Below are 14,814 nucleotides of genomic sequence, written 5' to 3' on the forward strand. Positions count from 1 at the left end.
TCGTCTGTCGCCAGAAAAAAGATACAAAAAGAGGCTCCCGGACGTTTTGTCCGGGAGCCTCTTTTCAATTCATAGGCCTCGCTGCGGTTAGCTTAGGCCTTTTCAGCACCAGCCTGAATGGCCGTCAGAGCGATGGTATAGACGATATCGTCAACCAGAGCACCGCGAGACAGGTCGTTCACTGGCTTGCGCAGACCCTGAAGCATCGGGCCGACGGAGACGACATCAGCAGACCGCTGAACAGCCTTGTAGGTGGTGTTACCGGTGTTCAGATCCGGGAAGATGAACACGTTGGCATGACCATCGAGCGGGCTGCCCGGCGCTTTCTGGCGGTTGACGCTCTCAACGGAAGCCGCATCATATTGGATCGGGCCATCGATAATGATGTCAGGGCGTTTTTCCTTCACGATGGCTGTTGCCTCGCGCACCTTGTCAACATCAGCGCCAACACCGGAGGTGCCGGTGGAGTAGGAGATCATGGCCACTTTTGGCAGGATACCGAAGGCCTTGGCGGAATCGGCAGACTGCATGGCCACTTCAGCCAGCTGGGCTGCATCCGGGTCCGGGTTGATGGCGCAGTCGCCATAAACCAGAACCTGATCCGGCATCAGCATGAAGAAGACCGAAGACACGATGGAGTTGCCCGGAGCGGTCTTGATCAGCTGCAGAGCAGGACGCACGGTGGAAGCCGTGGTGTGAACAGCGCCGGAAACCAGACCTTCAACGTCGCCGGTTGCCAGCATCATGGTGCCCAGAACCACATTGTCTTCCAACTGTGCTTCAGCCTGATCGGGGGTCAGGCCTTTCTTTTTGCGCAGCTCGCACATCGGTTCGATATATTTGCCGCGGATTTCGTCAGGATCGACAATTTCAAGTCCGGCAGGCAGGGTAATGCCATGGCTTTTGGCAACAGCTTCCACATCGGCAGGTTTGGCCAACAGCTGGCACCGGGCGATATTCTTTTCAACGCAGATGGCCGCAGCACGCAGTGTGCGTGGCTCGTCGCCTTCCGGCAGAACAATGGTTGCGCCAGCGCGGCTTGCATCCTTGATCAGGCGATGGCGGAACATTGGAGGAGGCATGTGAACGGTCGCATCTCCACTGTCATCCAGGCGCAGAGCCGCCAGATCCGTGTGGTCGGCGGTGTGATCCATCAGTACTTCCATGCGTGGGTCATCGCCCAGACGGACACGACGGTCCATGGCAGCCAAACGGGTTGCCGCATCAAAAGTCTGTTCTTCGATTTCCAGAATGGTGAGATCGGAAAAGCGAGCGCTGAGGAACTCATCAAGGGAAGGCGAAAGCGGAACGCCGCAGGTCAGCATCAGGCCGGCAATCGGCATGCCTGAGCTTTGAGCCAGAGCGGTTGTCATGATGACGTCGGAGCGGTCGCCCGGCGTGACAACGAGGGTGCCCGGTTTGAAGAGCTTGACCAGATGCTCTGGTGGGCGTGCAGCAACAACCACATCTTCCATGCGTGCCGCATCAAGACCACCCTTGTAGCGGATGTTGCAGCCCATTTCAGCCACGACATCCTTTAGACGCGGTGCGTTGAGAGTCTGGGTTACCGGATAGGCAGCAATCACCGGGAAGTTGAGATTGGCTTGTTCGAGCGCCACTTTGATGTCGCTGGCGAGCGAAACATCCGGCAGGCGACCGATCATAACACCAGCCAGCGGGCGAACGGCCGTGTTGACACGCAGAGCAACGTCGCGCGCAGCATCCACGATGGCATCAACATCGCCGGATTTACCGGAGAGAACCGCAATGACTTCTGCGGCAAGGCTGCGCCCCATGGCCACGTCCAAATCGCTGATCAGATTGTGATCCTCGGCAGGAACGACGCCTTCGACCACAACGATTTCGGCATCGCCTCGGGCTTCTTCAACCAGCGCCACGATATCTTCGAGCAGGGTGCTGATATTACCAGAGCGGATCTGATCTTCCGCATGGGCCAGAGAGATCGGTTCGGGAACGGTCAGGTTGCACAAGGAGCGTGCGAAATGAACCGAAATATCCTCTTCGCCATCCTCAAAGGTGGAATCGGCAACAGGCTTGGCAAAAGCCACCGTGTGGCCTGCGCGCTGCAGAGCGCGAACAAGGCCAAGCGCCGGCGTGGCGAGACGGAACGCATCCGTCGTCGGCGTCAAAAAGAGCGTGCGGGGTTTAGCAGGAGCGGTCATGAAGGCTACTGTCCTTTTGTTGGTGGTGGCCTTGCCATCATCAAAAGCGATGAACGCAATGTCACTCTGGGGCCAGCGCTCAGCATCTGGAGGAATGATGAGAGCTGCCGATCCTCGGCGGTTATGAATTTTAAGATGACGCCAGACCGTCCCTGAGACGGGCTCGTCTTAATCCGGCATCATGCTTGATGCCGGTAAGCGGGCATCATCGCATTATTCCATTGGCATGCACGTTGACTAAGATCTCACCGGTGCCAACGGGTCACGACGAAGGCATAGCGAGAGTCAAAAAATTGTTCGTACGGACTAAGGCGATAGGCTAAGACGTCACACGCGTCAAGTGCCTTGTCCCGGCCCAAAGCACCCGATTTGGCGTCACCCGCACCCCCGTTCGGCTTTTGAGACAAGCTATGGAAAGCACAGGCATTTTTTTCCCGTTTCGAGATCTCATATCAGCATCGCATTGCGGTACAGATTTTCCGGATAAGACAGGTGACCATCGAGCTGGCAGGGGCAAGATTGGCGTATTGACTTGCCAATCAAGGGCTTCTCTCCAGAGGAAAGAAGCCAGAAAAATCATCGGGTTATTTTGTTTATGGCTGGAGAAAGCGCAAGAATGTCGCCTCACTGGACAAAAATGTGCAGCTCCTGATGACAGAAGAAGGAGGCTTCAAACCGAATTTTCCTTTAAAACTCATATTTTAGCCCTCCCAATTTTGCATAACGACTATTACGAAGACAAAATGTCGCGATCAATTTTTTGCTACCGTGGGCCGATTTCTAGTGAACAAAATCTGGATATCTTCCTATCGGCGCAGGCTTGCTTTTTTGCAGCATCAGCCTTGCACCACGATATGGGCCGGAAGCCTTTTACAGACGGCAAAAAGCCCTGTTCAATCCAAGCAAAAACACGCCACCTTCCCCTTATTCATCCGCGTTCGGGAAGACCATGGACTGCCAAACATCATAGGCGGCAACTGCGGTATTCATCTGCGCGGTGTGCCCCTGAATGAAGTCATCGCCATAGATAGACTCGTCGGGATATTCGGTGATGAGCGTGATCGGAACCCGGTGGCGATCATCAACCGACAGCATGACAGGAAAGCCATTCACAACAGGCCATTCAGGCTTGCCTGCATGGGTGGTGTAAAGGTCAATCTCCTGGGCGTTGTAATCCACGAGCACCTTATTGGCAGCAAGCCGTTCGGTCACCTGTTCGATCAGCGAGTAGGCTTGTTGCTTCCAGTTCTCATGATAGCGGACAATCAGGAAAAAGCCCTTGGGTAGAGTCCACATCTCAAAGCCACGTGGCACATACCCGGTCAAGGGGCGGGTCCATTCATGGGCTGGATAACCATGCAGATTGACATGCAGCTTCGCGCCCGTCAGTCGTTCGGCTTCAAAGCGGATCGCCGTTTCATAAGGATCGTCAGAAGAACGATATTCCAGATCGCAGCCAAAGGCAGTGTAGCGTGCCGCATGATGCATATGGTGGGGGTTATCCGCTCTCAGACGCCACCCCATCTGGTAGCCATCCGGATTCTCCAGAGGAGACACGACGAAATGCGCATCCGGTCGCTTGGCTAATTCAAGGCCCGAACGCATGGCACCAGCAGCGCCGGTCACTTCATTGGCATGCTGACCTCCGCTGATGATGATCGGGCGCTCCGGTCCTTCATGATAGCATGCGGAAACCAATCGTCCGGCACGGGAGCGGGCTGAAAAGGGCGCCCCCTTGATGCTTGCCAGCTCTTTGCGAATACGGGCCGCGGTGAAAGGCGTAGTGAGCTTCTCAACAGTTTCAGCTTGCTTCACTTCTGTCTCGTCATCGGTGAGCGGACGCAGCGAAGCCTTGACCGTCAGGGCTTTCCCGGCTTCCCCTTTGAGGATTTCGGGCACAATCTGGCCGGGCATCAGGCCGCGGTCGCCAACGGGACGACCAGATTTCTTCTGAAACAACTCAAGCAGGGAGAAGTAGAACTCTTCATGCAGCGCTTCCCTGAGGCTGATCAGGGCATCAACCGGCGCCATGGGCAGCCATTCATCTTCCGCCGGATGGGTGACCGTGATGTTCAGTTCGCCAAAATAGGGTTCATCCGGGCCCCAGTCATGATCAATCATGCTTTGCATCGCCGCTTCAAACAGCAGCTCATAGTCGGTCTTGAAAGCTTCATCCAGGCCGTCACCGGTGCGAATCCAGCCGGTCGGGGACAGCGCTTTCTCCCCGATGGAATCATCATGCACCCGGTTCGGCGCAAACAGCTGCACGGTTTCCTCGCGTCCGTCCTGCCACTTCATATGGATGCCATATTTCAGGTCATCCCCTAAAGGCGCGGGAGAGAAACGCACGTCAGCCGGAGCAAGCAGGGCCGCTAGAGGATATGCTTCCAGCAGGAAGCGGTTTTCAGGCGCGGCAGCATGAACCGGATAGCTGATCTCCACCAGCGCCAGTCCTTCACAGGCCACATCTTCGCGGAAATAATGGACAAGCGGCTTGTAGGCGCTATGCACCCGCGCGGCGATCCCTTGCGCCTTGAGCGTTGTTTCCAGCGCACGGCGGGTGGCCGTATCATCAAACAACCAGATATCGGCCTGTTTGCTCTTGCGGGAGGCCAAAAGCTCCGCAACAAGATCGGTGCTGCGAGGGAAGGAGGATTCGAACAGAAGTGTCATAGAGATGTCTTTCCGGTGGGATCGAGCTGATCACGCATCCAGTCGCCCAGAAGGTTGAGGCCGAGCACGGTCAGCATGATGGCCAGACCGGGGAACACGCTAACCCACCAGGCAGTTTGCAGATAAGAGCGGCCTTCAGCAAGCATACCACCCCAGGTCGGGATCGTCGGATCGACACCCATGCCCAGGAAGGTCAGGCTGCTTTCCAGCAGGATATTGTTGGCCACGTTAAGGGTCATCAAGACAATGACCGGGCCGGTGAGATTGGGCAGAAGATGCTGCACGATGATGCGCCAATCCTTGACCCCGATAGCGCGCGCCGCAAGGATGAACTCCCGGTCGCGCAGAGCCAGAACCTGTCCGCGCACAAGACGGGCATATTGCACCCACTGGGACACGATCAGCAGTATGATCGTGTTTATGAGGCTGCCGCCTAGAATGGCGATGAAGGTGATGGCGAGCAAAATGAAGGGCAAGGCCAGCTGGATATCGACAAAGCGCATCATCAGCATGTCAGTGATGCCGCGATAAAAGCCGGCAATCAGGCCGATGGTCACCCCGAGCGTTACTGCGCCGATGACGGACGTTACACCAATCAACAGCGATATGCGCCCACCGGCAACCACGCGAGCCAACACATCACGCCCCAGCGGATCAGATCCTAGCGGATGCTCGGGCTTGGCAAAGGGCGGGGTCAGGCGGGAGAGCAAATCGATCTTGTCCACGCCATCGGGAAACAGCTGATGGGCAAAGAGAGCCGACAGCAGAATGACAATCAGCAGCGTAGCCCCCACGATGAGTTCCATGCTGAGATCGAAGGATCGTTTCTTTTTCATGCTTTCAGCCATCTCTTCTACTCCGTCCGAATGCGTGGGTCGACAAGTCCGTAAATGATGTCGACAGCCAGATTGACGAGAATGATCATCAGGGACAGGACCATGATGGTGGCCTGCAATACCGGATAGTCACGAGCGCCGACCGCATCAAATGCCAACGTGCCCATGCCGGGCCAGTTGAAGACACGCTCGATGACCACGATGCCGCCCAGCAGGCCGCCAAACTGAAGGCCTAGATAGGTGATGAGCGGAATGGCGCAGTTGCGCAGGGCATGCTTATAAAGCACTTTGCGTTCGGAAAGCCCCTTGGCGCGAGCGACCATAATATATTGCGCATTGAGCGTTTCCAGCATGGTGGTGCGCACCAGCCGCACATTCGTCGCAGTCAGGATGATGCCCATGGTTACGCTAGGCATGATGTAAGACAGGGATCCGACCATGCCGCTTGGCGGCAACAGGTTCCATGTGATGGAAAAGACCAGCACCAGCATGATCGCCAGCCAGAAGTTCGGGAAGGAAAGACCAACCAGCGAGAACACGCGAATGACCTGATCCACCATCTTGTTGCGATGCACCGCTGCGGTGATGCCCAGCGGAATGGAAATCATGATGGAGACCAGCATGGACCAGAAAGCCAGCACCAGCGTGGAGGGCAACGCCCCCTTGATCAGCAGGCCAACCGAGGTTCCGCCCAGAAAGCTTTTGCCGAAATCGAAGGTCACCATGCCTCGTAGAAATTCGAAATATTGCACCAGGAACGGCCGGTTAACCCCGAGGGCCTCGCGGATGCGGGCCAGATCGGCTTCCGTGATACTGCCTGCCCCTTGCGTCAGCATCAGGGCCGGATCGCCGGTCAGGCGAATGGCATATGACACCAGCAATGTGACGATAAGCGTTGCGAAAATCGCCTGAAGCATGCGTTTGACGATAAATCCGGCCATCAATCCGATCTCCGTTTCTTCTTCAAGAGCCTTGCCCGGGGCAAGGAAGGGGAGAGGGCGGCAGCGACCGCCGCCCCGAGCCATAGTCCATAAGGACTTCGTTACTGCTTGATGCTGACCGTGTTCAGCTTGACGCGGTTATCCGGAGCCGGCACGAAGCCTTCAAGGCGCTTGTTGACGCCATAGATGGCTTTGAGGCCATAGAGCGGCATTTCCAGAGCTTCATCAGCGACATAGGCGGCGATGTTCTTGAGCAGCTCTTCACGCTTTGCCACATCGGTCATAGGACGCTGTTCTTCAAGCATGGCGTCGAGTTTGGCATCGGTGCCATATGGGTTCCATTTCTGGCCCGTATGATAGAGCAGATAGGCGGTGTTATCATAGTCGAGGGTCCAGCCACCCCAGCTCTGCTGGAACAGGGCACCGGTCTTGCCTTGCGGCACGATATCGTTCAGGAACACGCTGTTCTCGTATGGCTTGATGACAGCTTTCAACCCGACGGTCTGCAAATAGGCACCAACAGCCTGCACCACTTCGTTGAAGGTCGGCTTGCCTGCGCGGATATCGATCTGGATTTCCGTGCCCGGAGCAACGCCAGCCGCTTTCAGCAGCTTCTTGGCTTCTTCAGGATTGTAAGGCAGCGGCTTCAGCTCGGGATCATAGCCAAAGGAGAGCGAGCTCTGGAAGCTTGCGATTTCTTCGGCTTCACCTGCCAAGAGAGATTTGATGATGGTGGAGCGGTCAACGGCCATGACAATGGCCTTGCGCACATCCTTATTGGCAGTGATGCCGTCGCGGGTGTTGAAGCGCAAACCATAAACGGTTGGACCAGCGGTAGAAACAACATCGAGCTTGGCATCGTCCTTGACGACAGAAAGCATTGAAATCGGCAGATCTTCGACAATGTCGAGGCGCCCGGCCTGCAGCTCGGCGACAGCTGTGGTCAGCTCGGAAATGAAGCGATATTCCAGCTCGGATACCTTGGCGACATCGCCCCAATAGTCCGGATTTGCCTTCAGCTCCAGATCAACCTTCGGCTCGTAGGAAACGAAGCTGAAAGGGCCGGTGCCGACCGGATGGGTATTGAAATAGTCTTCGCCTTTTTCCGTGATATATTTAGGCGGCACGATCATGGCGCCATACCCTGCCAGCTTGGTCAGCAGAACCGGATCTGGCTGGGTGAGATGGAAATCAACGGTATAGTCATCAATGATTTCAACGCTTTCAACCGAGGTGTAGTTGGCGCGCTGCGGACCTTTTGCCCCGATTTCACCCAGCAGACGATCGAAGGTAAATTTGACGGCTTCGGCGTTGAATGGCTCGCCATTATGGAATTTCACACCTTCGCGCAGCTTGAAGCGAATGCGCACGCCCTCATCAAGCACTTCCCAACTGGTGGCAAGGCCCGGATGCAGTTTGGCATTGGTGTCGCGTTCGGTCAGTCCGTCAAAGATGTTCGAGCCGACAGCACCCCATGCGACAAGAAATGTATCGATTGGGTCCCAACTGCCTGGATCAAGAGCGACGGAGACAGAAAGCTTGCCTTCTGCCATGGACTGGCTGGTTGCCATGCCCATGCTGGCAATGGCCATGACAGCCACGGCAGCAGTCGTTTTCAGAAATTTATTCATTTTGATGTTCCCTCTTTTGACGAACTTTTTGATGAAGTGATTTATTGATTGGCGACAAGGTGACCGGGTGCGACTTCCCGATGGGAAAGGCGAGCCGGTTCATTGCCCACGGCCCGAATGGGGCTGGGGATGTCGGCTTCATTGATGGCCATCATGATACGCTGGTGCGGATCGGCAATCGGCACGGCAGCGAGCAGATTCTGCGTGTAGGAGTGGGTCGGGTTTTCAAACACCTGACGGCGACTGCCAAATTCGACAATCTGCCCCAGATAGAGCACGGCCACCCGATGGCTGATCTGCTCCACCACCGCCATATCATGGCTGATAAAGAGGTAGGAGAGCCCCCGCTCCTCCTGCAAATCCATGAACAGATTGATAATCTGGGCCTGTACAGACACATCCAGCGCCGAAAGGGCTTCGTCCGCGATGATCAATTCGGGATCGGACGCAAGGGCGCGAGCGATGCAGATACGTTGGCGTTGCCCGCCCGAGAATTCGTGCGGATAACGCCGCCCATGGGATGCCGACAGGCCGACACGGTCCAGCAATTCGCTGACGCGTTTTTCGATCAGCTCTTGATCATGCAGAATGCCGTGGGTGCGGATCGGTTCCGCAATGGAGAAGCCCACCGTCTTGCGCGGATCAAGAGAGGCGTAAGGGTCTTGGAAAATATACTGGATCTTCTGCCGCAGGGCGCGCTTCTCGCCCCGGCCCATATCTGCAAACCGCTTGCCATTGAAGGTGATATTGCCTGCCTGGCTTTCCTGCAGCTGTTGAATGGTACGGCCGATGGTCGATTTGCCCGAGCCACTTTCGCCTACCAGAGCCAGCGTTTCTCCCGGGTAGATATCAAGGCTGATTTCCTCGACCGCATGCACCCGATGGGTTGGACGGCCCAGAAAATTCTTCTTCACATTGAAGCGCACGACAAGATCTTCCACACGCACCAGCGGGGCAGCTTCATAATTGGCGGTATTCTGAACTCGCAACTCCCCTTCTGTGTGAGCTCCTGCCTCATCATAGACCGAAACCGGCAGGCGTTTCGGGAAATCCTCACCATTCATGGCACCCAGCTTGGGCACAGCCGAAAGCAGCGTCTGGGTGTAGAGATGCTGCGGATTGGTGAAAATGGCCTCCACGGGCTGCTCTTCCACCTTGTGACCCTTGCGCATGACGACCACATCGTCGGCCATTTCCGCCACAACGCCCATGTCGTGTGTGATGAAGATGATTCCCATGTCGAGGCTGTCTTTCAGATCCCGCAAAATTGCCAAAATCTGGGCCTGAATGGTTACATCCAGCGCGGTGGTCGGCTCATCTGCAATCAACAGCTTGGGACGACAGGCCAGTGCCATGGCGATCATAACGCGCTGACGCATGCCGCCGGACAGTTGGTGCGGATAGCGGCCAATGATGCTTTCTGCGTCAGCCAGACGCACCATCTTAAGCAGTTTCACCCCTTCGGCCAAAGCCTCCTTGCGTGCCATACCCTCATGCAGCTGCAGGACCTCGGCAATCTGGTCACCGATTGTGAAGACAGGATTGAGCGAGGTCATCGGTTCCTGAAAGATCATGGCAATTTCCTTGCCACGGATGGCGCGCATTTCCTGCTGCGACAGGGCAAGCAAATCCTGCTCTCCCTTAGTCGATTCAAACAGAATGCGTCCGCCCAGATAGTGCGCCCCGGAAATATCTGCGAGCCGCAGGATCGACAGGGACGTGACCGACTTGCCCGAACCGCTCTCGCCGACGATGGCCAAGGTCTGGCCGGAGCGCACCGAGAAGCTGAGATCTTCAACCACCTTTTCGGCACCGAATGCCACGGTGAGGTTTTCTACCCTGATGAGAGAGGATGCATCGGAGGAACTCTCTTTCACTGTTCAACCTTTCAAAATTCTTCAGCCGAGCAGCGCTGGCAGGAGAGGCAACTAAAACATTTTCCCTAGGACAGGGACGCCGGCTAGCGGGCGATGATCTATGTTTTGAGGGGAAATTCAGCGGGGGAAACATGAATTCCCGTGCGTTCTGTCAACGCGGGGGACACACTCAAACAATGCCAAAAACTTGTATTACATATGTCGACAAATATGTCGAAATGAAAAGAAAAATCAACTGTAAAAATTATTGTTGCACCAACAGCTTGATCAAATCGGTGCATGCACGAAAGATCTTGGACCACCCCTGATTGCAGGACCATTTTGGGGCCATTGGCTATCTGTCTCGATTCCAAGACAGAATCCCCGGACTGAACCTGCTTTGCTTGCAAACCCAGCGCGCAGCCATGATCAGTGAGACAAATGAACGCAGCGAGCCTTGCCTTCGGCCTCTTCAACAACGAGCTGACCTACCGGACCATTAGCCCCGTGCCAAAGTCGGCATTTGTCGTTTCGAACCCGCTTGTCGCACTGCGGTAAGTCATTGTTTTCCCGACAAGTGAGTCATCGCAATTTTCTACGTAAATACACTAATACTTAAGATAGGCACCTTGGTCTCATAGGCGCGCGAGCGGGTCGGTTTTAATCTGGAATAGTTACAGTTTGCGGACCGTCAGAAATAAGCAGACCCACGAGCAAGAGGTCCGACAGGATCTGGGCGGCACGCAGTATTTTTGGGAGGAAAATCATGGATATCAATACACCGATCAGCCGCAGTGCGGCGCTTGATACGACGCATCTTAATGTGGAATTCCCGTTCAAGCCCCGCTATGGCAACTTCATCAATGGCGCATTCGTCGAACCGAAGTCCGGGCAGTATTTCGAGAATGTGACGCCCATCACCGGCGAAGTCATCTGCGAATGCGCCCGTTCCAACGCCGATGACATCGAAGCCGCGCTGGATGCAGCTCATGCGGCCTTCCCGACCTGGGGCAAGACCTCGCTGACAGAGCGTTCCAACATGCTGCTCAAGATCGCGGATCTGATGGAAGCCAACACCCAGATGCTGGCCGTGGCCGAAACCATCGACAATGGCAAGCCGATCCGCGAATCCATCGCGGCCGACGTGGCACTGGCGATCGATCATTTCCGCTATTTCGCTGGCTGCATCCGTGCAGAAGAGGGGCATATCTCGGAGATTGATCACAACACCTATGCCTATCACATTCCTGAGCCATTGGGCGTGGTTGGGCAGATCATCCCGTGGAACTTCCCGCTTCTGATGGCGGTCTGGAAGATGGCTCCGGCGCTTGCTGCAGGCAACTGCGTGGTGCTCAAGCCTGCCGAGCAGACTCCGGCTTCTATCATGGTCTTTCTGGATCTGGTCGGTCATCTGCTGCCGCCCGGCGTGCTCAACGTCGTCAATGGCTTCGGTCTGGAAGCAGGCAAACCGCTCGCCTCGTCCAACCGCATTGCCAAGATCGCCTTTACGGGCGAGACGACCACGGGTCGTCTGATCATGCAATATGCCTCGCAGAATCTCATTCCCGTGACGCTGGAGCTTGGTGGTAAATCGCCCAATATCTTCTTTGAAGACATCATGGATGCAGACGATGCCTATTTTGACAAATGTCTTGAAGGCTTCTCGATGTTCGCCCTCAACTCTGGTGAGGTCTGCACCTGCCCGTCTCGTGCCCTGATTCAAGAATCCATCTATGACGACTTCATGGCCCGTGCATTGGAGCGCGTGAAGAAGGTCAAGCAGGGTAATCCGCTCGACATGGAAACAATGATCGGTGCACAGGCTTCCGGAGAACAGAAGGAAAAGATCTCGTCCTATCTGACAATCGGTGAACAGGAAGGCGCCACCTGCCTGATGGGTGGCACGGTTGCCAATTTGCCCGGCCTAGAAGGGGGCAACTATATCAATCCGACGGTCTTCAAGGGTGACAACAAGATGCGCATCTTCCAGGAGGAAATTTTCGGGCCAGTATTGTCCGTTTGTACCTTCAAGGATGACGAGGAAGCATTGGCCATCGCCAACGATACCGACTATGGCCTTGGCGCAGGGATCTGGACCCGCAACGGCAACCGTGCCTTCCGCTTCGGTCGTGAGATTCAGGCCGGTCGTGTCTGGACCAACTGCTACCATGCCTATCCGGCTCATGCGGCCTTTGGCGGCTACAAGCAATCTGGCATCGGGCGTGAAAACCACAAGATGATGCTTGAGCATTATCGCCAGACCAAGAATATGCTGGTGAGCTATTCAACCGATGCTCTCGGTTTCTTCTGATACTCCCGCAGGGCTCCGGCCCTGCCCCCCTTCCGGGGATGCGTGGGTTTAGATATTTCCCGGAAGGACGGGCTTGCAAAAGCCAACACCCACAACGAAGACGAAGACCATCAAGATGTTACAGTCCCCCAGCTGTTCACGGTGAGCCAATAGGCCTGAAAGCAAGCCTATCGGCTCACCGCATCTTCCAGAAATTCCCTCAATTCCAACGGGTTCAATGGTTTATGATGCAATGATGCCCCCATCCGTCGGCAGTGGTCGGCCAATAAAGGCGAACGGTTGGCCGAGATGATGCAAGTGGGCACCTTGCCATAACGCTCGCGCAAACGCTCCACCACATCGGTGCCCAGCTTGCCATCATCTAGCTGGTAATCCGCGATGATGGCATCGGGTGCGATATCGAGCTCTTGCAAGACCGAAACCGCTTCCTCTTCTCTGGCGCAGGGCAACACGTCCACACCCCATTTTTCCAGTGTGATCGTGATGGCGCTCCTGAGGCTATCGTCATTTTCAAGCAGCAGCACGATGTGATGCTCTAGGCTCAGGCGCTTTTCCTTGCCCAGAAGGATCAGATCATCGGGCAGGTCGCATTTTGGCGCCACCGACGAGATCGGCAGCTCAACCGAGAAGCAAGTGCCCTTGCCCACCTGAGACTGAAGATGCAGGGGATGTTTGAGCAGGCGGCAGGCGCGCTCCACGATGGCGAGCCCAAGCCCCATGCCGTCTGCTGCGCTGACGCTGGCATTAAGGCGCTGGAATTCATCAAAGATCCGGCCGCGCTCATGTTCTGGAATGCCGGACCCCGTATCCCTCACTTCAACGAACAGGCGTCCCTGCCGTTTGCGCACCCCGACCAGAACCTTGCCCTGCCGGGTATAGCGAATGGCATTGCTGATCAGGTTCTGCAGGATACGGCGCAAATAGGACGCGTCGCTATCGACAACGGCCGGAGGCGCGATCATGCGGAATTGCAGGCCCTTCTTTTCAGCGAGCGGCCCCAATTCATCGCGCAACTGATCCAGAATCTGGTGCAGGGACACCGGACCCACATGCAGTGCCGCCCGGCCGGAATCCAGCTTTGAAATATCAAGGAGCGCATTGAGGATATTCTCCGCGCTCATTAAGGCATTGCTGGCCTTGGAAATGCGCTCGGCCAGCTCCGGCTCTTCGATTTCGCTTTCCAGGGAGGCTACAAACAACTTGGCCGCGGAGAGAGGTTGCAACAGATCGTGGCTGGCGGCGGCCACGAAACGGGACTTGGAGGCATTGGCTCGTTCAGCCTCCCAGAGCGCGTCTTCCAGCTCCAGCGTGCGCTCGGTGACCCGTTGTTCCAGTGTTTCATTCACTTCTGATATGGCCCGCACAGCTGCCCGCTCGGCGGACACATCGGTAAAGCTGATCACGAAGCCCGCATCGGGCATCTGCTGGGCAAAGACCGCCAATGTCCGCTCTTTGCCGATAACAATCTCGAAGGAGAGCGGCGCGCGGCAGACCCCATCCCGCACCCATTTTTCGATCAGGCCAACATCGGTCTTGTTGGAAACGCTCACCTTGGTGCAGATCTGCTTGTAAAGTGCAGCAAAGCTATTGCCCAACTGAAACTGCCTTGCGGGAATGCTGAGCAGTTCACCGGCCCGCTGGTTCCAGCCTATGAGCCTGTTCTGATTATCAAAAATGCAGATACCCTGATTAAGATGCTCCAGCGTGGCGCGGATGAGACGGGCCTGACCATCGAGCAGTCGCTCTCGCTCCTGCCGTTCGAGCAACACCATGTCGGTGATGTCGGTTTGCAGAATGACGGTGCCCCCGTCCGGGGTGCGATGTTCGCTCACCTGTAGCCAGCAATCCCCGGCCATGCGCACATTGAAGGCAACGTGGCTGTCCTTATGTCGTTCCATCCGGTTGGCCGCCCAGATTTTCGCCGTTTGCGCCTCGGGCAGATCAAAATAGGCACTGGTGCTGACCATCCGGACATAGTCCTCGAAATGCAGCCCGGGCTTGAGGTGAGGATGGATGTCAAGCATGGGCAAGCCAAACCGGCTGTTGCACATGACCAGCACATCGTGAGCATCAAAAAGGGCAAAGCCCTCCTGCACTGTTTCGAGCGCGTTGGCCAGATTGACCCGTGCCGTTTCGGTTTCCGCATTGGCCTTGGCGAGGCGGGCGTTGGATTCATTGAGCAGATCCAGCGCCCGTTCCAGATCATGAGTGCGTGCGCGCACCTCATCTTCCAGCAAGACTGCGCGCTGGAACTGGGCATAGGCCACGCCGGAGGCGTCGACGCCCTTCTCCACCCGCCGCATCAGGGTCGTGACGATCTTGAGCAGCTTCTCATTCTGCCGCTCCAACGTGTCATTGGGATTGATGAGACCGTGATCCAAAG

The 14,814-nt window shown here is 56.1% G+C and carries 8 protein-coding genes; 1 reads left to right on the forward strand and 7 read right to left on the reverse strand.

The annotated features are described in order from the left end of the window. Positions 1 to 92: 92 nt before the first annotated feature. The 6 genes from pta to BM258_RS20730 all read right to left on the reverse strand — a co-directional run bounded on the left by pta (position 93) and on the right by BM258_RS20730 (position 10,141). Positions 93 to 2,183 (reverse strand): phosphate acetyltransferase, encoded by a 2,091-nt coding sequence (pta, locus tag BM258_RS20705; protein ID WP_090075147.1) that lies wholly within the window; start codon positions 2,181 to 2,183, stop codon positions 93 to 95. 924 nt (positions 2,184 to 3,107) lie between these two features. Further along, on the reverse strand, positions 3,108 to 4,856 hold the full coding sequence (locus BM258_RS20710) for a M14 family metallopeptidase (RefSeq protein WP_090075148.1): 1,749 nt from the start codon (positions 4,854 to 4,856) through the stop codon (positions 3,108 to 3,110). Beyond that, entirely contained in the window at positions 4,853 to 5,692 is an 840-nt protein-coding gene (locus BM258_RS20715) for an ABC transporter permease (RefSeq protein ID WP_407062740.1), read from the reverse strand. The genes BM258_RS20710 and BM258_RS20715 overlap by 4 nt, the downstream gene beginning before the upstream one ends. Positions 5,693 to 5,709: 17 nt before the next feature. Further along, positions 5,710 to 6,633 (reverse strand): ABC transporter permease, encoded by a 924-nt coding sequence (locus BM258_RS20720; protein ID WP_090075190.1) that lies wholly within the window; start codon positions 6,631 to 6,633, stop codon positions 5,710 to 5,712. Between the two features lie 101 nt (positions 6,634 to 6,734). Beyond that, on the reverse strand, positions 6,735 to 8,264 hold the full coding sequence (locus BM258_RS20725; protein WP_090075150.1) for an ABC transporter substrate-binding protein: 1,530 nt from the start codon (positions 8,262 to 8,264) through the stop codon (positions 6,735 to 6,737). 41 nt (positions 8,265 to 8,305) lie between these two features. After that, positions 8,306 to 10,141, reverse strand: a complete 1,836-nt coding sequence (locus tag BM258_RS20730) for an ABC transporter ATP-binding protein (protein ID WP_090075151.1) — start codon at positions 10,139 to 10,141, stop codon at positions 8,306 to 8,308. 745 nt (positions 10,142 to 10,886) lie between these two features. Between BM258_RS20730 and BM258_RS20735 the strand changes: the two genes are divergently transcribed. Beyond that, positions 10,887 to 12,431, forward strand: coding sequence for an aldehyde dehydrogenase family protein (locus BM258_RS20735; RefSeq protein WP_090075152.1), 1,545 nt, complete (start codon positions 10,887 to 10,889; stop codon positions 12,429 to 12,431). 167 nt (positions 12,432 to 12,598) lie between these two features. On the opposite strand, the gene BM258_RS20740 is transcribed toward BM258_RS20735, so the two are convergent. Beyond that, positions 12,599 to 14,812: a hybrid sensor histidine kinase/response regulator gene (locus tag BM258_RS20740; protein ID WP_090075153.1), complete on the reverse strand. Its 2,214-nt coding sequence runs from the start codon at positions 14,810 to 14,812 to the stop codon at positions 12,599 to 12,601. Positions 14,813 to 14,814 lie beyond the last annotated feature (2 nt).

This window comes from Cohaesibacter marisflavi (assembly GCF_900115225.1).
GTDB classification, from domain to species: Bacteria; Pseudomonadota; Alphaproteobacteria; order Rhizobiales; family Cohaesibacteraceae; genus Cohaesibacter; species Cohaesibacter marisflavi.